Raw genomic sequence first — 20,977 nt, 5'->3', positions numbered from 1 at the left:
GCGATCTCAAGACACACCGGCGCCCAATCTCACAAATGCGGACTTGCGCTGACGGTAGGACGTGCGGCTGATGCATGTTGCCCAAAAGTGGCCCCGGTTTGGGACAACGACATGCATGAAAACAAAGACTTAAAGCGCGTCGCATGAATCCGTTTCAACGCGACGCGCTTTAAAGTACCGTTCGCGCCGAAACGTCACCGGGAAAGCCATTTTCTGTATATTTTTCAAATGGTTGATCTACAAAAAAGCACCGTCAGGCCGAGAAACGGGTGACTGTCCTTTCTCGGACGTTGATTCACGTACGAAAAGTACCGTCAAAAGTACCGCCAGATTGATCTGCTGCCCTTCACACGCAACGACGCCCTCGTTTGCACGGGGCCAAAAAAATCAGTGACTTAGACAGTCGGAGACTTCAGTTGATGATGAACCGGCAAGGTGTTTCATGGGCCTGCGGCGGCACGAAACGGCAAAATTCATGTCGCAGGCGCAGGCTTCCGACGTGTGGGAATAGACGCCCTGCACGCCGCCATGCGATCTGTCAGCGGAGATGATCTTCATCTGTTTTGACATGTGCTTCTCTCCGCCAATTTCAAACGCCAACCACGGGTGGTGTCTACGGCATCGGTCGGGATCGCGGCAACTCCTGGCGGATTGAACCATGAACCGGATTCCGTGGGATGACGCAGGTCTGGTCGACCGGCGGCGCGGGCATTCCGGAATGCCTGCGCCACCGGTCTTACACCGATGCTGGGGAAGCCGGTATTTTGGGAACACAGAGCTTTCAGCGCGGCGTATGGCTCAAACCCGTCAGTAGACCACCACGCTGCGGATGCTTTCACCGGCATGCATGAGATCGAAACCCTTGTTGATGTCCTCGAGCTTCAGCGTGTGGGTGATCATCGGGTCGATCTGGATCTTGCCGTCCATGTACCAGTCGACGATCTTGGGCACGTCGGTGCGGCCGCGCGCGCCGCCGAAGGCGGTTCCCATCCAGGTGCGGCCGGTGACCAGCTGGAACGGCCGTGTGGAAATCTCCTGGCCGGCACCGGCCACACCGATGACGACCGATTTGCCCCAGCCGCGATGCGAGGCTTCCAGCGCCTGGCGCATCACCTTGGTGCTGCCGGTGCAGTCGAATGTGTAGTCGGCACCGCCGATCTGGTCGGCGCCGCGCTTGGTCATGTTGACGAGGTGGGGCACGACATCGCCGTCGATCTCCTTCGGATTGACGAAATGCGTCATGCCGAACCGCTCGCCCCACTCCTTCTTGTCGTTGTTCAAATCGACACCGATGATCATATCGGCGCCGGCAAGTTTCAGGCCCTGGATGACGTTGAGGCCGATGCCGCCGAGGCCGAAGACGGCGGCGGTGGCGCCGATCTCGACCTTGGCGGTGTTGATGACAGCACCGATGCCGGTGGTGACGCCGCAGCCGATGTAGCAGATCTTGTCGAAGGGCGCGTCGGGGTTGACCTTGGCCAGCGCGATCTCGGGCAGCACGGTGAAGTTGGAGAAAGTCGAGCAGCCCATATAGTGAAAGATCTTGTCCTTGCCGATCGAGAAGCGCGATGAACCATCGGGCATCAGGCCCTGGCCCTGCGTGGCGCGGATCGCGGTACACAGATTGGTCTTCCTCGACAGGCAGGACGGGCATTGCCGGCATTCCGGCGTATAGAGCGGGATGACATGGTCGCCCTTCTTGAGCGAGGTGACGCCCTCGCCGACATCGACGACGACGCCGGCACCCTCATGGCCGAGGATGGCCGGGAACAGGCCTTCGGGATCGGCGCCAGACAGGGTGAATTCGTCGGTGTGGCAGATGCCGGTCGCCTTGATCTCGACCAGCACCTCGCCCTCGCGCGGACCGTCGAGGTCGACCTCCATGATCTCCAGCGGCTTTCCGGCGGCGACAGCGACAGCGGCGCGGGTTTTCATCTTTTCTCTCCCAATCAGTGTTCTACCGAGCCGTAACTCAGGCTCTTTCTGATCAACTATGCGGCGACCTTGGCAGGTCCGGCCGGGAACACACCCGACATCACGGTAAAGCCCTTGATGCGCTTGACCCGATCGCACCAGCGCCGTATGGCCGGATAATCCTGACGAGGGACACCGCCCTCCTCCGACAGGATGATGTAAGGAAAGCAGGCAATATCGGCGATGGTCGGGTGACCGGCCGAACAGATCCAGTTGCGGCCTTGCTGTTCGCCGAACCACAGGTGCTCGTCGAGGATGCGGAACAGCCGATGCGCGCCGGCGCGCGCGGCATCGATGTCGAAATCGTAGAACAGCGCATCATGCAAGCGGGCGGCCGACGCAGTCGAAGTGATACCGTCGGCGAAAGCCAGCCACTGGCTGATCTCACCAAGCAGTGCCGGATTGTCTAGCGGGTACCAGCTGTTTGACGGATCATATTTGGCGGCGAGATAGACAAGAATGGCTTGCGCGTCGCGAAGCACCAGCCCGTCATCGTCGAGCACCGGCAACTGCCCGAGCGGATTGAGCTTCAGGAACCATTCGGATTTGTGCTCGCGGCCGGGGTAGAAGTCGACAGGCACAGTCTTGTAGTCGATGCCGAGGAAACTCATGACCAGCCGCAATTTGTAGCAATTGCCCGAGAGTTCGTAGTCGTAAAGCGTGATCATCGGCTGCTCCTAGATGTCCAGCACGAGGCGTGCCGACCTGGCCCGCGAAACGCAGGTCATGATCTTGGTCCCGGCCTGTTTTTCGGCGTCGTTCAAATAGACATCCTGATGGTCCGGTTCGCCTTCGATCACCGTCGCCACGCAGGTACCACAGGCGCCCTGCTCGCAGGACGACGGCACATCGATGCCATTCTCGCGCATGACCTGCATGATGGTCTTGCCGGCAGGCACCTTGAGCGTAACGCAGGAGCGCGCCAGGGCTACTTCGAAGCTCGAACTGTCATCGATCTTGTTGGTGTTCTTGAAATACTCGAAATGCACGGCAGCGTCCGGCCAACCCTGTTCCGCCGCTGTCCTGCGGGCAGCTTCCAGCATCGGGCCGGGGCCGCAGATATAGACATGCATGCCGTTCCGGTATGGCGAAAGTAGTTCGCGCAGTTTCGCGCCTGTCTGTTCCGGCGTAAGGCCAAGATGCGGTACCAGTGAGCCACCGAGTTGCCGCAGCCGATCGGAAAAGGCGAGATGCTCCTCCCCTTGCGCGAAATAGTGCAATTCGTGCGCCAGATCCTGGTTCTTCAGCGCCTGCGCCATCGCCAGCAATGGCGTGATGCCGATGCCGCCGGCAACGAACAGCGTCTTGATCGCGTCGCGGCGCAGCGGGAAATTGTTGCGCGGCTCGGAGATCGCCAGCACATCGCCTTCACACACCGTCTCGTGCATGCATTTCGAACCACCCTTCGAATCCCTCTCCAACTTGACGCCGATGGTAAAGCTGTCGGTTTCGCCAGGACCGTTGGTGATCGAATATTGCCGGACCTCGCCATTGGGCATGTGGACATCGATATGGGCGCCCGGCTGGAACGTAGGCAGGAGGCCTTTGATCGGGCGAAGCTCGAACCCGGCTATGCCATCGGCGGCCTGCCATTTCCTTGCCACGGAGACGCGCAGCGCCGCCTTGCGGCCATGCGTCGTCAGTTCCGGCATTTCGGCGAGTTCGGCTGACATTTTTTCGTAGACAGGCTCGATCGGCGCGGGCGCGGCAGCGCTTGCCGCCTCACGTTCCGCCGCATCGCGCAACTTGCCGAGCCGCTCATTGTGGTGGCGCAGGATGGCGATACGCGCGGCTCCCTCGGCGTCTCTGTCGAGCACGCCGCGAATGACCGAACGGTTGGAATCGACGGGCTGGACGAAGAAGACGCCATGCGTCTCCTGGGCGCCGTCACGCGAGCGGAGCGCCACGGCAAAATCCTGCACGGCTTCGACCAGTACCCCGGCGGCGTCGCCCTCGACGGCCTGGCTGGGCTGAAAACGATAGGCTTTCAGCATTTCCACCACCTTGTCGGCAGGCGCATTGACCGGAATGCCGCGCAAGGCAAGCAACTGGCCCTCCGGCAGCCCGGCGACATCGGGCACCTCTCCTTGCGGCTCTTCGGACGACCAGACGAGGCCATAGCGCTCCACCGCCGGAAAGGTGCGGTTGGTGATGGTGCGAGCTGGCGCATCGGCCGGGTGCGCCGGGATATAGGTGCAGCCGGCGGTGCGGTTCGAATAGCGCCAGCCATGGTATTGGCACTTCAGTTCGCGCCCGTCGTTGATGCCGATCGACAGCCTTACACCGCGATGCAGGCAGCGATTCTCCCAGATGTTGACGTAGCCGTCATCGGCTCGCCAGACGGCAAATTCCCGGCCAAGCAGTTGGCCGTGGAAGACGTGGCGGTAAGGCAAATCATAGGCAGCGGCGATCGGATGCCACCGGCTTCTGGCTTCTTGCAACATTCGTCGTCTCCAAAAAATCTTGTCAGGCGGCAACCGGAATGACCCCGTAGGTCACGCCCTTCTGGCTAAGCCAGCGCCGGTAGGCGATGGCCGACTTGTCGGCCCGGATCGGTGTTTCGGCGCGTGGGTCCAGTGGCAGGCGCTTTGGTACCTGGTTTTCCAGGATCGGCTTGTCCTGTCCGAAGATCGTCTGCTGAAAGCGCTTGATCACCTTGTCTTCATTGTCTTCGTCGAGCACGCAAAGCAGCATATGAGCGCGCACATGCTCTTGGTCGACCGGCTGCAGGAAGACGGCAATGACATCACGCCGGGCTTCGTCGACGGGGCTCGATTTGTAGAGCACCGAGCAATAGGGATGCGGCACGCGGTAGACATAGTCCACATCCGCGCCACCATCCGAAGCTGTGGAAGCCATCGGCTGAAAGAAGCGGCAACGCGTGGCCAGGATCTCGTCGCGGTCGACCGAGATCTCGACGTCGTATTCCTTGACTTCGGTATGCGGTTCGACGCCGAGGATGTCGGTGTGCACATAGGGGAAGTGGCCCATGTCGAGAAAATTCTCGATGGCGCGCGGCGCCGAGACGTTGACGCCAAACGTTGCCGCGTTGAGCTTGCGGCGGTCCGGCTCTTCATATTCAGGGATCGGAAACAGTTCTGCCGGCGGCGAACCGAGGGAGGTCCAGACATAGCCATAGGCGCTCTTGGCGGGCAGCGCTTCATGGATCGAGGCCGGATCGATCCTGGCGCCGGGTCGCAAGTCGGGCCTGGATATCCAGACCCCGATGGCGCCGGTCGCGCCAATTGCGAAACTGACCTGCTCGCCGAGCAGGGTCGTCTCCACCACACTGTCTGGCGTCGTCTCGGCAATGGCACCGATCGGATGCCAGAGATTGAGAATGACCGGGTCCGAGCATCTCGTCTGTATCATTTTCATGTCCCTCGAAGGAGCCAGGCCAGCATCGATCCCATCAGGCCTGGGCCGGAATGGCGCCGTAAGTTATTGCCTGATCCCGTAACCAGCGCCGGTAGGAAACAGAGACGGCGTCGGCGCGGATCGGTGTTTCAGCCCGCGGATCCAACGGCAACCGTCGCGGCACCTGGTTTTCCAGGATCGGCTTGTCCTGGGCGAAGATCAGCTGCATGAAGCTGCGCACCGTCGCCGCGTCGATGCCGTCCACAAGGTAGCAAAGGAAGGGATGAGCGACGCAGTTGTCCTCATCGACCGGCTGCACGAACAGGGTGATGACGTCGAGCCGGTCCTTCTTCACAGGATTGCTCTTGTAGAGGGCCACCGTATACGGCCGGATCACCTTATAGATGTAGTCGACGACAAAGCCTTTCTTGGCGGTCGGCGAGGCCAGCGGTTGATAGAATTTGCATTCGGTCGCCAGCACCTCGTCCTTGTCGGTGATCTCGACCCTGTAGGGCACCACTTCGGTGTGCGGCTCGTCACCCAGCAGGCCTGTATGCACGAAGGGGAAATGCCCCATGTCGAGGAAATTCTCGACGGCGCGCAGACCCGACACCTTGACCGCGATCGAGCCGCCGCTGACCAGATGCCGGTCTGCCTCGTTCGATTCCGGAATGTAAATGATGTCCCGCCAGGGCTTGCCAAGACATGCCCAGACGAAGCCGTAGCGCTCGGCAGAATTGACCTGTTCGTCGGTGTCATGGCGGATGATCTCCTTGTTGTAGCGTCCCTTGCAGGTGATTGAGAGAGCGACCCCCAGAAGCCGTGTGGTGAACGGAGCACCAGCGGACAGCATCAAGCAATCCGCAACAATATGCCAGTCGTTCAAGAGAACCCCGTCTCTGCAAGGGCTGTTCATCGCAATCGTCCTCCCTGGCCGGCTCTTCACATCGAACCCGGCTTGGTCAGCGCCACCATTGCAAACACAAGATTGGATATCAATCAATGCATTTTTTGTAGCCAATGAATGTTTTTTGGTTGACAGACTGAAAGGATTGCATCCCATATATGCCACACCGCAACCTGGGATATGGGGCGCTGGAATGACGCCGATCATCGGCAGTGACATTGCGAAAGACGCATGGAAACCCACGCGGAGCGCCGTCTCGTGAGCAGCCGTTCCCAGTCAATCGCCGACACGCTGACGCGCGCCATCATTGATCATCGTCTCGTCCCCGGCTGCAAGCTCGGTGAACGCGAACTCGCTGAAATATTCGACGTTAGCCGCATCGTCGTCCGCCAGGCGCTGATACGGCTCGCCGATGATGGACTTGCCCAGATCGAGCGCAATCGCGGCGCCTTCGTCGCCAAGCCGAGCATGCAGGAGGCGATGGAAATCTACGACGCCCTGACGCTTGTCGAACAGGGCGTGGCAGCACAGCTCAGCGATCGGCTGGGCCCGGCCGGCTGGGCCGAACTGCGCCACCATGTCGAACGGCAGCGACAAGCCGTGGCCGCCGGCAATGATGCCCTGGCCGACGTGCTCGGCCAGGAGTTCCACACGGTGTTCGTGCGCCTCAGCCGCAACAAGGTGATGCAGGAAATCCATGCGCAACTCGTGCGCCGCACGACGCTGCTGCGCTCGCTCATTACCGCCGATTTCGACTATTGCAATCTGCTGGACGACCATTCGAGGGTTGTCGACCTTCTGGAAAAAGGCCGGCTCAAACAGGCTATGGATCTCATCGACACCCATCACCGCACGGTGGTGCGCGGCTACATCATGGACCGCGAGGTGTTTCCGGAAATTACCCCCGCCGAGGCGCTTGCCCCCTATCTCGACGGTGCGACGGACGCAGCCGCAACAGCTGTTCCGCTCAGACGGATGGCGAAGTCGTCAAGCAATGGCGATGGGGCGACGCATCTCCACGTCCATCTTCCAAAAACAGACCCGGCACCCACAAGCCGGGCATCAAGCAAAAAAACCAACAGAGGGTTACCATCATGAACAACGCAACAAGACGGGATTTCCTGAAATACAGCGGTGCGCTCGGCGCTGCACTTGGTGCAGGAGGCCTGAGCACGATCGCGCAAGCGCAGGAGGTGCTGAAAATCGGCGCCGTCTATGTCTCCCCGGTCGCTGAAATCGGCTGGACCAAGCAGCACAGCCTCGGTGTCGAAGCCATCAAGGCCGCATTCGGCGACAAGGTCGAGCTGACCGTCATCGACAACATCTTCATGCCGCAGGACGCCGAGCGCATTTTTCGCGAACTGGCGAGCGCCGGCAACAAGCTGATCTTCGGCACCAGCTTTTCACACGGAACGCCCATGCAGAAAGTGGCGCCACGGTTCCCAAAAGTGGCCTTCGAACATTGCTCCGGCATCGACCACCTCGCCAATCTCGGCACCTTCGAAGCCAAATATTACGAGGGTACTTTCGTCGCCGGCGCTGCCGGCGGCTACATGTCGAAATCAGGCAAGATCGGCTTCATCGGCGGCTTCCCGATCCCCGACATCGTTGGGCCGGCCAATGCGCTGCTGCTCGGTGCGCAAAGCGTCAACCCGAACGCTACCTGCAACACCATCTTCCTCAACTCTTGGTTTGATCCGGGCAAGGAAAAGGAGGCCGCCAAAACCCTGCTTTCACAAGGCTGCGACGTCATCTGCTCGATGACGGACACGGCCACCGGTGTCCAGGTCGCCGGCGAAGGCGGTGCCTGGTCGATCGGCTATGCCAGCGACATGGCGAAGTTCGGTTCGGGCAAGCAATTGACGGCATTCGTGCTCGACTGGACCAGCGACTATGTTGGCGCCGCCAAGGCCGTTGCCGCGGGCACCTGGAAGCCGGAAGTGCGTTGGGACGGACTGGCGGCAGGCGTCGTGAAAATGGCACCCTACAATGACGGCATTCCGGCCGACACCAGGGCCAAGCTCAAACAGATCGAGGCCGATATCGGCAGCGGCAAGGTTCATCCCTATGGCGGCGAGCTGAAGGACCAGGAGGGCAACGTCAAGGTCGCCGCCGGTTCGATTCTGGCTGACGACGACATTCGTGGCATGAACTGGTTCGTGAAGGGGATGATCGGCAAGCTGAGCTGATCGTCGCTCAAAAAGCCAACCGGCGCCGAAGCTGGAATGCTTCGGCGTCTGCCAGCTTGCGCCTAGTCCAACCCCGCTTCACGCCACGGCAGGACCCGCCATGCATCCGCGTTTAGAACTGCGCAACATCTGCAAGCGCTATCCGGGCGTCGTCGCCAATGACGACGTTTCATTGTCGATCCAACCCGGGGAAATCCACGCTGTCTTGGGTGAGAATGGCGCCGGCAAATCTACCCTGATGAAGATCATCTATGGCGCGGCGCAGGCCGACTCCGGGGAAATCCATAGCGATGGTAATCCGATCGTCGCTCACAATCCGGCGGTATCCCGCGCGCTCGGCATCGAGATGGTCTACCAGCATTTTGCGCTGTTCGAATCCGTGTCGGTGGTCGAGAACATTGCCCTGTCGACAAGCAGCACGTTCCATCTGCCGACGCTTGCCGAAAAGATTCGCGACCTCTCCATGCGCTACGGCATGCCCATCGATCCGCATCGCCAGGTGCACGACCTGTCGGTTGGCGAGCGCCAGCGTGTGGAGATCGTGCGCTGCCTGCTGCAGGCGCCGAAACTCCTGATCCTCGACGAACCGACTTCCGTGCTAACGCCGCAGGCAGTGGTCAAGCTGTTCGAGACGCTCCGGCAACTGGCCGCCGAGGGCTGCAGCATCGTCTATATCAGCCACAAGCTGGACGAAGTGCAGGAGCTTTGCGACACCGCCACCGTGCTGCGCAACGGCAAGGTCACCGGCACCGCCCGCCCGAAAGAGACGACATCGCTGGAGCTTGCCCGCATGATGGTCGGCTCCAGGCTGCCTGAAATGCATGTCAGTCCGCCAAGTCCGAGCGACAAGCCGGTGCTCGAGGTCAACAATCTTTCGGTCTCGGCCCGAGACCATTTCGGCGTCGACCTAAAGGATGTGTCGTTCAATGTGCATGGCGGGGAAATCGTCGGCATTGCCGGCGTTTCCGGAAACGGCCAGGCCGAGCTGATCGCCTTGCTCAGCGGCGAACGCACCCATGGCCGCGGCGACGCGATCAGGATTTGCGGCACCGACGCCGCCCGCCTGCGTGCCCACGAGCGCCGCAAGCTCGGCGTCGCCTTTGTTCCCGAAGAAAGGCTCGGACGCGGTGCGGTGCCGTCGCACACGCTGTGGGAGAACGCCGTGCTGACCGCGCACCGCTTCGGCACGGTGCGCAACGGACTGGTCGATCGCCGCAAGGCCAAGGCTTTCGCCGCCGGCATCATCGACAGGTTCAAGGTCAAGGCCAATGGAGCGCAGTCGACCGCGCAAAGCCTGTCGGGCGGCAACCTGCAGAAGTTCATCGTCGGACGCGAGATCGCGCTCAAGCCAAAGCTGTTCCTGGTGTCTCAGCCGACCTGGGGTGTCGATGTCGGCGCATCCGCCTTCATCCGGCAGACCATCATCGATCTCAGCCGTGCCGGGGCAGCGGTTCTTGTCGTCTCCGAAGAACTCGATGAGTTGTTCGAGATCTGTGACCGGCTGCTGGTGATCTGCAAGGGAAAGGTGTCACCGCCACTCATCCGCACGACAACCGACCGCGAGGAGATCGGACTTCTGATGACCGGCCGGACAATGAACGAGCCGACATCGGCGAACGGGAGTGGCGATATTGCACTTCAGGATTGAACAAAGGCCGGAGCCATCCGCGCCTATGCGCATTGCCGCACCGATCCTGGCGACGATACTGACGGTCGTCGTCGGCTCGGTTTTCTTCGCCTCTCTCGGACATGATCCACTGGCGACGCTCCATGCGTTCTTTGTCGAGCCGCTCAGTTCGATGAACGGACTGTCGGAATGGCTGCTCAAGGCCTCGCCGCTGATCCTGATCGCCTGCGGGCTGGCGGTCGGCTTTCGCGCCAATGTCTGGAACATCGGCGCCGAGGGCCAGTTCACCATGGGAGCGATTGCTGCCAGCGGCGTCGGGCTGTTCTGGCCAAATCCGGAGAGCGTGCTGCTGTTGCCCCTGATGTTCCTGGCCGGCATGGGCGCCGGCATGGCATGGGCGGCCATTCCGGCCTTCCTGCGTGCCCGCATGAACACCAACGAAATCCTCGTCACGCTGATGATGACCTACATCGCCACGCTGTTCCTGTCCTATCTCGTGCATGGGCCGTGGCGCGATCCGGCCGGTTTCAACTATCCGCAGACGGCCCTCCTGCCTGCCGCCGCGATGCTCCAGTCCTTTGATCCGGCATACCGGCTCAATTCCTCGGTCTTCATCACCGTCGTCGCCGTCATCGCGATGTGGCTGTTCACCGACCGCAGCTTCCTCGGCTACAAGATGTCGGTGAGCGGCGCGGCACCGCTGGCCGCGCGGTATGCGGGGTTCCGCGAGTCGGCGGCGATCTGGATCGGCCTGCTGGCCGGCGGAGCAGCAGCCGGCATCGCCGGCATGGCGGAAGCTGCCGGACCGCTCGGCCAGCTCTCGCCACAGATATCGCCAGGTTATGGTTTCGCGGCCATCATTGTCGCCTTCATCGGACGGCTGAACGCCTTTGGCATCGTGCTCGGCGGTCTGCTGATGTCGCTGCTTTTCCTTGGCGGAGAAGGCGTGCAGATGACGCTTGGCCTGCCCTCGGCGCTGACACGGATTTTCCAGGGCATCCTGCTGTTCTTCCTGCTCGCCGCCGACTTCTTCATCTTCTACCGCGTTCGCCTGGTCCGGGAGAAAGCCTGATGGATCTGTTCATTGCCATCTTCACCGGCACCGTCATTGCCGCAACGCCCCTGATCTTCGCAGCCCTCGGCGAACTCGTGGTCGAAAAGTCAGGCGTTCTCAATCTCGGCATCGAAGGCATGATGCTGATGGGGGCAGCACTTGCGTTCTGGGCTGTCACCGCGGGCTTTTCCATGCCTGTCGCGATCATGGCCGGCGCGCTGGCCGGTGCTGCCGCATCGCTGCTGTTCGGCGTTCTGGCACTGACCTTCCTGACCAATCAATACGCCGCCGGTCTGGCGCTGGCGATCTTCGGGTCAGGTGTTTCGGCCTTTCTCGGACGCGGTTTTGGCAGTTCCCCGATCGAAGCGCTGCATGGCGTCGACTTCCCCTTCTTGTCCGACATACCTTTCCTCGGTCCAATGCTGTTCCGCTTCGATCCGATGGTTTACCTGGCCTTGCTGATGTTCGCAGCGATCAGCTGGTTTCTCTATCGGACCAAGGCTGGGCTCATCTTGCGCACGATCGGCGAGTCGCCGCAGACGTCGCATGCGATCGGCTACCCGGTGATCAAGATCCGCTACATGGCCGTCCTGTTCGGCGGGCTGATGGCCGGACTGGCGGGCGCCTATCTGTCGGTCGCCTACACGCCGCTGTGGGTCGAGAACATGACCGCCGGCAAGGGCTGGATAGCGCTTGCGCTGGTGGTTTTCGCCACATGGCGGCCGCTGCGCATCCTGCTTGGCGCCTGGCTGTTCGGCGGCATGACGATCCTGCAGCTGCAAGGACAGGCGCTCGGGCTGGAAGTGCCGTCGGAACTGCTGTCGGCCCTGCCCTATCTGGCCACCATCATCGTGCTGGTCCTCATTTCACGAAACCGCCAGATGCTCGCGCTGCATTTCCCGGCCTCACTTGCAAAGCCCTTCCGCCCGGCGACCTGAACCAGGAACTATTCTCTGTTGTAGGGTATGCCGAGCGCCACCGGCTGATGCGTGCGCGATCGCAACCCGGCCAGCAGCACCAAGGATGCCACATAGGGTAGCACGAGGAATATCTGATGGGGGACGGGTATCCCCACGACCTGCGCATGGATGCCCAACGCCTCGAGAAACGCGAAAATGAAGATCGCACCGACAACCCGGAACGGCATCCAGTTGCCGGCAATGATTGCGACGACGACCAGCCAGCCGCGCCCGGCAATGAGGTCGGGGACGAATTTGTCGGAATAGCCGAGCATCAGAAACGCACCACCGAAGCCGGACATCATGCTGCCGAACATGATCGCCAGGCACTGCCTGAGGCCGACATGCAATCCCTTGACGTCGAGCGCCTTTGGATTTTCACCGACGCAGCGCACCTCGAGGCCGTATTTGGTTCGGTAGAGAAAGAACCAGACCAGGACAGGCAGGAAGAAGCTGACATAGGTGAGCAGACGTTGCGAAAACAGCACCGGACCCAAGACCGGAATATCCGCCAGGTAGGGGATCGGCACCCGGTCGAAGCCAGCGAATGTCGGCGGCTCGCGGCCGGCAACATAGGCCTGGAACCAGAACAGTGTGACGCCCGAGGCGAGAAGATTGAGGGCCAGTCCGGCGACGAACTGCTCGGCCTTCAACACGATCGTCACGAACGACATGATCAGGCTGCTTGCGGCGCAGGCAATGATGGCCACCGCCAAGGCCAGCCACGGCGATCCTGTGGTCGAGGCGACCATGTAGGCGACCACCGCCCCGATCAACATGGTGCCTTCGACGGCGATGTTCCATATACCGGCGCGCTGTGTGACCAGCTCGCCCATTGCCGAAAACAGCAGCGGTGTCGCAATGCGGACCATCGCCGCCAGCAGGCTGATCAGCAGCGGTCCCTGCAAGAGCTCAAGCATGGACTTCCCTCCGCACCAGTTGGAGCCGTGTCGCCACCGCGGCGCACAGGAAAAACAACAGCACCAATCCCTCCATCGCCGAGACCAGTCCGGCCGGTGTGCCGCTTTTGAGCCGCATGTAGATGGTGCCGCTCTGAAGGGCGCCGAAGAACAGTGCCGCGAGCATCGTCCCGCTAGGGCGAAGCCCGCCCACCATGGCCACGACAATGCCGGAACTGCCGATGCCGAGCAGCGTTTCAGCGCGCAGCCGATGCGTTACGCCGAACAGCTCGCCCGCACCTGCCAGCCCAGCCAGCGCCCCCGACATCAGCATGACGGTCAGGAGAAGCCGGCGGACATTGGTGCCGCGAAAGGTCAAAGCGGTCGGGTTGGAGCCGAATGCGCGGATTTCATAGCCAAGCGACGTCTTGTCGAGCAAGACCGAGCAGAACGCCGAGGCGGCAAGCGCAAACAGGAACCCGACATGCAGCTTTCCCGCACCCGTGCCAAAAAACACCGGCCATTCGAGAGCCGGATTGATCGGCGGCGATTGGTGGTAGGCCACGGTGACGCCGGTCTCCATCCACGGGCCCCCGTCGAGAAGATAGGCAAGCAGGAACATGATGATGTAGTTCAACATCACCGTTGAAATGATCTCATTGGTGCCGAACCTGGTCTTCAGAGCGCCGGCAAGCAGGCCAAGTGCGCCGCCGCCGGCCAACCCGGCGACGGCGAGAACACAGACCGCCAGCCACGACGGGAGCGGTGCCACCCAGAAGCTGACCCAATAGGCCGCCATGGCGCCGGCGAACACCTGACCTTCCTGGCCGATGTTCCAGATCTTGGCCCTGAACGCCAGCACCGTGCCCAGTCCGACGAGCAGAAGCGGCGTCGCCTTGGCCAGCGATCCAAGCAAGGCGCCTGGGCTGCCGAATGCACCGATCAGCAAGGACGAGAAGGCCTTGGCCGGATCGCCGCCGGAAAGCTTCAACAGGATTGCGGAAGTCAGAAAAGCACCGAGCATCGCCGCCGAATAGCAGACGACGTTCCACCCCAGGCTGCCGCCCGAGCGTCGTTGAAATGATATCATTGAGTTACCTGTCCAAGCTGGCTGGTGTCGCCAGCCATCATCATTCCGAGTTCGAGAAGGCTGGTCTCCTGCGGCCGGACGATGCCCATGATCCTCCCCTTGAAGATCACCGCGATGCGGTCGCAGAGGCGCAGCAGATCCTCAAGCTCCTCGGATGCCAGCAGGACCGCAAATCCGGCGGCGCGTTTTTCCAGGATCTTCTCGTAAACGAATTCCGAGGCGGCGACGTCGAGGCCGCGCGTCGGCTGGTTGGCCAGCAGCAACCGCCTGGCATGCTGGAACTCGCGGGCGAGAATGACGCGCTGGGCATTGCCGCCCGACAGTCGCTCCACCGGCAGCTCGGCCGAGGCGGTCGCGACCTTGTATTCGTCGATCTTGCGCCGCGCCAACTCAGCCAGTTTGCGGCGATCGAGAAAAGGGCCGCGGCAATACTCGGGCGAGCGCTGCCAGCCCAACACGAGATTCTCGGCGGTTCCGAACTCCGGGATCAGCCCTTCGAGAAAGCGGTCTTCCGGCACGAAGCCGACGCCTCTGTCGAGGATTCCGCGTGACGTCGGCGCCACCACCGGAATCCCTTCGAGGGAGAAACTACCGGATTGAAGCCTGCGAACGCCCATCAGGACTTCGAAGAGTTCCCTCTGGCCGTTTCCGGCAACCCCCGCCAGTCCAAGCACCTCGTTGGCGGCAATGGTGAAGGTGACGTCCTTGAGAACGTCCTCGCCCCACTCGCCGATTGCCGATGCGCTTGCCATGGCGAGGATTTCGCCCGCCGGTGCAAGCGAAGCGTCCCTGACGCTCTTGGTCACCTTGTGCCCGACCATCAGCGCGGTGATCGCTTCGGCGGTCGTTCCCACGGTATCGACGGTGGCGACGACCTTGCCCCGGCGCAGCACCGTCACCCTGTCCGACTGCATCACCTCACGCAGCTTGTGGCTGATCAGGATGATCGAGAGGCCCCGTTTGCGCATTCCGTCGAGGATAACGAAGAGCTGGTCGGATTGCTGCGGCGTGAGGACCGCCGTCGGCTCGTCGAGGATCAGCAACTCGGCGCCGAAATAAAGCGCCTTCAGGATTTCCACCCATTGCTGCTCGCCGACCGAGAGCTGCCAGATCTCGCGATCCAGATCGATGTCGATGCCGCAATCGCGGCAAAGGGTGAGAATCTTGCTGCGGGCGTCGGCCTTCTTCAGCAGCAGCCCGACATCGGCACTGCCGACAATGATGTTCTCCAGCACGGTGAAATTGGAGACCAGCACGAAATGCTGATGCACCATGCCGATCCCCAACCGCAGGGCATCGGCGGGAGAGTTCAGCTCCACCACCTCGCCCTTGAAGCGGATGACGCCGCTGTCGGCCTTGTAGTAGCCATACAGGCAGGACGACAGCGTCGACTTGCCAGCACCGTTCTCGCCGAAAAGGCAGTGGATCTCGCCCTTGCGGACATCTAGATTGACCCCGTCATTGGCGACGACGCTGCCAAATCGCTTGGTAAGGTTCTGGACGTTCAGCAGGTCTTCCATTGGGTCGCGCACCGGGCTGCCTGTTCGATATCTCTTACTTCACCTCGGCGGTATCGAGGGGAACGACAAACTTGCCCGACATGATGTCCTGCCGCTTGGCCGCGATTTCGTCCTTCACCGCTTGCGGGATCTTGCCGTCGAAGTCGTAGTAAGGCGCGATGTCGGTGCCGCCTTCCGCCATGGAGAACCACCTTGGCTCGGCATTGCCGCTGAACTGTCCGCCGGCCTTATGTTTCAGCCACTCGGCGATGATCCACTTGACGTCGGGCTGCCAGTTGATCAGCGCGCTGGATGCTATCGCGTCGGGAGCAACCTTGTTCTGGTCGTTGATATTGGCAAAGCACATGATCTTGTGCTCCTGGCACGGCTTGAAATTGTCGGTCAGCATGAACACGACGTCGGCACCGGCCGCGATCTGCACATTGGCGTGCTCTGCCGCCAGCGCATTGTCGGACCACGAGCCGATGAACGACAGCCGATGCTGGATGTCGGGCCTGATCGATTTTGCCCCATCGAAGAATGCGTTGATCTGGTCGTTGACGTCGTCGGCGGCGAAGGTTCCCACCACCCCGACCATGCCGGATTTGGTGGTGTGGCCAGCCAGCATTCCAAGCAGGTAGGACGGTTCGTGCAACCGCTTGTAGATCCAGTACTGGTTGGCCCCGACCGGAAGATTGCCGGAGCCGGTGACGACGAACATCAGGTCCGGAAATTCGGCGTTGAGTTTCTTGACCTGGTCCGAATAGCGGCCATGGCACCAGATGATGTTGTATTCGCCGCTTTCAGCGTAGAAGCGCATCGCGTTTTCCGCATCGTCGCCCCACAGTGGGTCGGTGTATTCCCAGGAGATTTCGAGTCCTTCCGGCTTCTCCTGTTTCAGGTGCTCGAGCGAATCGAGCAATGTGCTGGACCAACCGACATCGGTGCGGCTTTCCAGGATGATCGCCAGTTTCAGCGTCTTTGGCGTGTCCGCAAAGGACCGCACAAGCCCGGAAAGAAGCAGGGCGCCTGCCGAACCCAGGATGGCCGTGCGTCGCGTGATGGTATTCGTCATTGCTTGATCCTCTCATTCCAGTCCGAGAACTGTCTAATGCCGCCCTGTCGTCATCCGGATATTGTTGTCTTTTCCGGTTGCCGACGTGGAGGCTGCGATCGCCAGGCCGACGTCCCCTATGGCGTTGCCAGGCAGCCGGTTTTCCGGCTTGGGTCCGAAACTTCCATGGCGAAGCCCGGCTAACAATGGCTGCGATTTCTTTCGGGCATATCCGCAATTAATCATGCCCGAAAATGCGTCCATGCCTAGTGAGCGCGGATGCCGTCGGCGGCGACGACGCCATAGCGCAGGCCTCTTTCGCGCAGCCAGCGCCGGTAGGCAGCCGATGCAGCGTCGGCCCGGATCGGCACCTCGGAACGGGGATCCAGCGGCAGCTTCTTCGGCACCTGGTTCTCCAGGATCGGCTTGTCCTGACCCAGGATGGTCTGATGAAACCGCCTCAGGGTCGCGAGGTCGCGGACTTCATCCAGCAGGCAGATGACGATATGGACGAGCACCCAGTCCTCTTCGACCGGCTGCCCGAACAGCGCGATGACGTCGCGCCGGTCACGTTGCCGCGACCCCGTCTTGTAAAGGACGGCGCAGAACGGGTGCGGCACCCGGTAGATATATTCGGTGTCGGCACCTGTCGTCGAACCCGCATTCGCCTGCGGCTGGTAGAACTCGCAATCCGTGACCATTATTTCGGGCGGCTCGGTCGAGACCTGCACCTTGTAAGGTTTGACCTCGGTGTGCGGCTCCTCGCCGAGGATACCTGTGTGGACGAATGGGAAATGCCCCATGTCGAGAAAGTTCTCGACGGCCCTGGGCGCCGATACGTTTACCCTTACGACGCCCTGGATGATGTGGCGGCGATCGGCTTCGGAAAACTCCGGAATCTCGAACAGGTCGCGCTCCGGCGTGCCCAGCGTCGTCCAGACATAGCCGAACCGCTCAATGACGGGGAGCTCTGTTCGGGTAGCATCGACGCTAGCCTCGCCTTGCCAGACTGCAATCTTGCCGCCGCGCCGGCCAACGGCAATCGGCTGACCGAGCAGGACCGTCCGGATCGCCCGATCGACCGGCAAGTCCTCGATGCAGCCAACGACATGCCAGTCGTTGAGCGCTACGGGATCCAGGTGAGAGAAATTGTCCATGATGCTGTCCAGCCCGGAATGTCTGTTGTCGGTGAACGGATCTGGCCGAGGCGCTACCGGCAACGAGGTTGAGGACATCGGTCCCTTGCCCTGCGGGGCTTGGCGCTGCAAGCCGGATCAATCCTGATAGGTCCGACATTTCATCCGCGGCCGGAAATCCGCCATGCCTGCTGTTGAGGAAAGCATATCGCCAGTTCATCCGCCCTCGTTCCGGCGGCAATGCTTGCCCCGCCCATCCGGAGGCATGTGGGCAGCCGTCAGGCGTTGCGCTTCTGCTCTCTCAATTCGGTCGGTGAGCAGTCGAATGCCAGCTTGACCTGCCGCGAGAAATGATAGGGGTTCTTGTAGCCGACCTGGTAGGCGATCTCGCTTATCGACAGCCCCGTCCGCTGCAGCAGATGCGTGCCGTAGTCGAGACGGCAACGCCACAGATATTTGGCAGGCGTCATGCCGAGATGTTTCTTAAACGCCGAGACCAGATATTGCGGGCTGACGCGCACCTGCTGCGCCACCCGCTCGATCGACAGATCAGCGGCAAAATTCTCCTCGAGGAACCGGCGCGCCTGCAGGATCGTCTGCGGGATCGGCCGCTCCGCCTCGATCACCTCGGCCTCGTAGATGAAAGCGTGGAGGAGCGCGTTGGTCAGCGACTCGCGAACACCGCTGCGACCGCCGCGCTCACCGAGGCCAAGGTCGACACCCAATTGCATGAGGGTGTGGACCATCGGCGAGGCGACGATGAACGGCGCGAACTTCTCGCGCTCCTTGTACAGCCATGCCGCGTTCTGCGGCCGGCCATCGCACCAACTGATATGGGTCAGCGTGTCCGACGCAACCGTCGTCATATAGCGGTGGCGCGTAAGCGACAGAGCGCATTGCCCCGCCTCCAATTGCAGGACGCTGTCATCCGTCTCCAACCGCAGGGATCCAATGTGGACAAGCATGAAAGCCAGATAGTCGCCGCCAATCGGCCCGTACTCGCCACCATTCTCATAGGTCAGTGCACCGAACGTGTTCTCGCGGCTAAGATCGATTGGAGGCAGGCGCATGGCGACGTTCCCTCTCAGGCTGCCGGCCTCGTGTCGAGCCGCTTGCCGGCACTGTCATCTTCAATAGTCGAGGGTGTGGCTCCGTGGCGCAAGGCATTTGCTTGTTCGAATGAAAATCTGACTTTGGTGCGTCTCAGCGACCGTAGATCGGGAATGCTTCGCAAAGCTCCTCGACCGACAGGCGAGCCGCCTTCTCCTGTTCGGCGCCCCATTGCGTTCCAACCGCGTCAAGGACGTCGGCTATGAGATGACCGACACGCGCAAACTCGCCCTCGCCGAAACTGCGCGTCGTTGCCGCTGGCGTGCCCAGCCGGATGCCGGAGGTGACGGCGGGCGGCGCCGGGTCGAAGGGAATGCCGTTCTTGTTGCAGGTCAGCCCGGCACGGCCCAGCGCCTCCTCCGCATCCTTGCCGGACAGACCCTTGCCGCGCAGGTCCACCAGCAGCAGATGCGTATCGGTTCCACCGGAGACGATATCGAAACCGCGCTCGCCAAGCGTGGCGGCCAGGGTTTTGGCATTCGTCACCACCTGACGGGCATAGTCCTTGAACCCCTCCTCCAAAGCTTCACCCAAGGCAACGGCCTTGGCGGCGATGACATGCATCAGCGGACCGCCCTGCAGGCCCGGGAAGACAGCCGAATTCAGCTTCTTGGCGATGTCCTGACTGTTGGTCAGGATCATGCCGCCGCGCGGGCCGCGCAGCGTTTTGTGCGTCGTGGTGGTGACGATATCAGCGACCTCGACCGGGTTGGGATGCACGCCGCCGGCGACCAGGCCGGCGAAATGCGCCATGTCGACCATCATCAGGGAGCCGACAGCGTCGGCGATCGCCCGGATACGCTTGAAGTCGATGATGCGCGGATAGGCTGACCCGCCAGCGATGATCAGTTTGGGCTTGGTCTCATGTGCCTTCGACTCCAGTTCCTCATAGTCGATGAGGCAATCGCTCTGGCGGACGCCGTACGGGACGGCGTTGAACCATTTTCCCGACATCGTCGGCTTGGCACCGTGAGTTAGATGCCCTCCGGCGGCGAGCGACAGACCCATGAAGGTGTCGCCGGGTTTAAGCATGGCGAGCATCACCGCGCCATTGGCCTGCGCGCCGGAATGCGGCTGGACATTGGCATGCGCCGAACCGAACAGCCGGCAAGCCCTGTCGATGGCCGCCGCTTCCGCCAGATCGACATATTGGCAGCCGCCATAGTAGCGATGCCCGGGATAGCCCTCGGCATATTTGTTGGTCATCACCGAGCCCTGCGCTTCGAGCACCGCCGGCGAGACGATGTTTTCGGAAGCGATCAGCTCGATCTCCGACCTCTGCCGGCCGATTTCGCGCTCTATCGCGTCGGCGATCACCGGATCCTGCCGCGCGAGGTTTCGTTGGAAGAAGCCGGACATTCTGCTGGTCTCCTGGCGTGCCTGCGGATGCTTGCAGGCATCCGGCGATGGCTGTGCTCGTTGAGTTGAAAACGCGTGGCTAATTCACGGCGTCAGGCGGGGTGCGCCCTTCGAAGAAGGCCGACAGATTGTCGATCACCCTCATGCCCATGGCGATGCGCGTTTCGCTGGTGGCACTGCCCAGATGCGGCAGCAGCACGACATCCTCGCGCTCGGTCAAGGAGCGTGGCACGGAAGGCTCCGTCTCGAAGACATCCAGTCCGGCGCCGGCGATCCGGCGCTCACGAAGCGCCTGAACCAGTGCGTCCTCGTCAATCACGTCGCCACGCGCCGTGTTGATCAGGAAGGCCGATCTCTTCATGCAGGCAAGACGGCGTTCGTTGATGAGGCGGGTGTTCTCGCCACCGCCAGGACAATGCAACGACACGAAATCCGAAGCCGAGAGCACGTCATCGACTGTTGCCATTTGCCGAGCCGGCATGCCGGGATCAGCAACCGGCATGCTGTCGAAGAAGACGACATCCATACCGAAGCCGAAATGACAGCGCTTCGCCATTGCCTGGCCGATGCGGCCCATGCCGATGATGCCGACGGTCTTGCCACTGACCTGGGTCCCGCACAGATGCGTTGGTCGCCAGCCGGTCCAGTTGCCGGAGCGCAATTCGCGTTCGCCCTCTCCGGCACGGCGTGCGCACATCAAAAGCAGCGTCATGGCGAGATCGGCGGTGGCATCGGTCAACACGGCGGGCGTGTTGGTGACGAC

Annotated in this window: 18 protein-coding genes and 1 pseudogene; 5 read left to right on the top strand and 14 right to left on the bottom strand. The window is 61.6% G+C overall.

The features are described 5' to 3' along the window. Positions 1-430: 430 nt before the first annotated feature. The 6 genes and pseudogenes from EOA13_RS17045 to EOA13_RS17020 all read right to left on the bottom strand — a co-directional run. A pseudogene (locus EOA13_RS17045) lies at positions 431-570 on the bottom strand (S-formylglutathione hydrolase); the annotation flags it as partial. A 237-nt stretch (positions 571-807) separates the two neighbouring features. Further along, positions 808-1,935, bottom strand: a complete 1,128-nt coding sequence (locus EOA13_RS17040; RefSeq protein ID WP_127294276.1) for an S-(hydroxymethyl)glutathione dehydrogenase/class III alcohol dehydrogenase — start codon at positions 1,933-1,935, stop codon at positions 808-810. Between the two features lie 56 nt (positions 1,936-1,991). Beyond that, positions 1,992-2,642: a glutathione S-transferase gene (locus tag EOA13_RS17035; protein WP_127294274.1), complete on the bottom strand. Its 651-nt coding sequence runs from the start codon at positions 2,640-2,642 to the stop codon at positions 1,992-1,994. A 9-nt stretch (positions 2,643-2,651) separates the two neighbouring features. After that, complete coding sequence (locus EOA13_RS17030; protein ID WP_127294272.1) at positions 2,652-4,418, bottom strand: 2Fe-2S iron-sulfur cluster-binding protein; 1,767 nt, start codon at positions 4,416-4,418, stop codon at positions 2,652-2,654. A gap of 22 nt (positions 4,419-4,440) precedes the next feature. After that, a complete protein-coding gene (locus EOA13_RS17025; RefSeq protein ID WP_127294270.1) occupies positions 4,441-5,346 on the bottom strand; it encodes an aromatic ring-hydroxylating dioxygenase subunit alpha in 906 nt (301 codons plus the stop codon). A gap of 40 nt (positions 5,347-5,386) precedes the next feature. Further along, complete coding sequence (locus EOA13_RS17020) at positions 5,387-6,247, bottom strand: aromatic ring-hydroxylating dioxygenase subunit alpha (protein WP_127294389.1); 861 nt, start codon at positions 6,245-6,247, stop codon at positions 5,387-5,389. Positions 6,248-6,496: 249 nt separating this feature from the next. Between EOA13_RS17020 and EOA13_RS17015 the strand changes: the two genes are divergently transcribed. The 5 genes from EOA13_RS17015 (at position 6,497) to EOA13_RS16995 (ending at position 12,046) form a co-directional block, all read left to right on the top strand. Continuing rightward, on the top strand, positions 6,497-7,336 hold the full coding sequence (locus tag EOA13_RS17015) for a GntR family transcriptional regulator (RefSeq protein WP_127294268.1): 840 nt from the start codon (positions 6,497-6,499) through the stop codon (positions 7,334-7,336). Next, the gene (locus EOA13_RS17010) at positions 7,333-8,427 is read left to right on the top strand and encodes a BMP family ABC transporter substrate-binding protein (protein WP_127294266.1); all 1,095 of its coding nucleotides are present in this window, start codon (positions 7,333-7,335) and stop codon (positions 8,425-8,427) included. Before EOA13_RS17015 ends, EOA13_RS17010 begins: the two co-directional genes overlap by 4 nt. Positions 8,428-8,527: 100 nt before the next feature. Continuing rightward, positions 8,528-10,075, top strand: coding sequence for an ABC transporter ATP-binding protein (locus EOA13_RS17005; protein ID WP_127294264.1), 1,548 nt, complete (start codon positions 8,528-8,530; stop codon positions 10,073-10,075). After that, entirely contained in the window at positions 10,059-11,126 is a 1,068-nt protein-coding gene (locus EOA13_RS17000; RefSeq protein ID WP_127294262.1) for an ABC transporter permease, read from the top strand. The genes EOA13_RS17005 and EOA13_RS17000 overlap by 17 nt, the downstream gene beginning before the upstream one ends. Then, on the top strand, positions 11,126-12,046 hold the full coding sequence (locus EOA13_RS16995) for an ABC transporter permease (protein ID WP_127294260.1): 921 nt from the start codon (positions 11,126-11,128) through the stop codon (positions 12,044-12,046). Before EOA13_RS17000 ends, EOA13_RS16995 begins: the two co-directional genes overlap by 1 nt. Positions 12,047-12,054: 8 nt before the next feature. Here EOA13_RS16995 and EOA13_RS16990 read toward each other — a convergent pair whose 3' ends face one another. The 8 genes from EOA13_RS16990 to EOA13_RS16955 all read right to left on the bottom strand — a co-directional run. Beyond that, positions 12,055-12,987: an ABC transporter permease gene (locus tag EOA13_RS16990; protein WP_127294258.1), complete on the bottom strand. Its 933-nt coding sequence runs from the start codon at positions 12,985-12,987 to the stop codon at positions 12,055-12,057. After that, positions 12,980-14,056, bottom strand: coding sequence for an ABC transporter permease (locus tag EOA13_RS16985; protein ID WP_127294256.1), 1,077 nt, complete (start codon positions 14,054-14,056; stop codon positions 12,980-12,982). The genes EOA13_RS16990 and EOA13_RS16985 overlap by 8 nt, the downstream gene beginning before the upstream one ends. After that, positions 14,053-15,576: an ABC transporter ATP-binding protein gene (locus EOA13_RS16980; protein WP_127294254.1), complete on the bottom strand. Its 1,524-nt coding sequence runs from the start codon at positions 15,574-15,576 to the stop codon at positions 14,053-14,055. Before EOA13_RS16980 ends, EOA13_RS16985 begins: the two co-directional genes overlap by 4 nt. Positions 15,577-15,610: 34 nt before the next feature. After that, the gene (locus tag EOA13_RS16975; RefSeq protein WP_127294252.1) at positions 15,611-16,630 is read right to left on the bottom strand and encodes a BMP family protein; all 1,020 of its coding nucleotides are present in this window, start codon (positions 16,628-16,630) and stop codon (positions 15,611-15,613) included. Between the two features lie 245 nt (positions 16,631-16,875). Further along, positions 16,876-17,766, bottom strand: a complete 891-nt coding sequence (locus EOA13_RS16970; RefSeq protein WP_127294250.1) for an aromatic ring-hydroxylating dioxygenase subunit alpha — start codon at positions 17,764-17,766, stop codon at positions 16,876-16,878. Between the two features lie 257 nt (positions 17,767-18,023). Then, positions 18,024-18,815 (bottom strand): AraC family transcriptional regulator, encoded by a 792-nt coding sequence (locus tag EOA13_RS16965; protein ID WP_127294248.1) that lies wholly within the window; start codon positions 18,813-18,815, stop codon positions 18,024-18,026. A gap of 133 nt (positions 18,816-18,948) precedes the next feature. Next, positions 18,949-20,214 (bottom strand): serine hydroxymethyltransferase, encoded by a 1,266-nt coding sequence (glyA, locus tag EOA13_RS16960; protein ID WP_127294246.1) that lies wholly within the window; start codon positions 20,212-20,214, stop codon positions 18,949-18,951. Positions 20,215-20,293: 79 nt separating this feature from the next. Further along, positions 20,294-20,977 (bottom strand): D-glycerate dehydrogenase (locus tag EOA13_RS16955; RefSeq protein WP_164780117.1); only part of this gene is annotated, 684 nt, incomplete at its 5' end.

It is taken from the genome of Mesorhizobium sp. M7A.F.Ca.US.011.01.1.1, from assembly GCF_003998295.1.
Taxonomy (GTDB): domain Bacteria; phylum Pseudomonadota; class Alphaproteobacteria; order Rhizobiales; family Rhizobiaceae; genus Mesorhizobium.
This window is presented reverse-complemented; position numbering and strand designations above follow the sequence as displayed.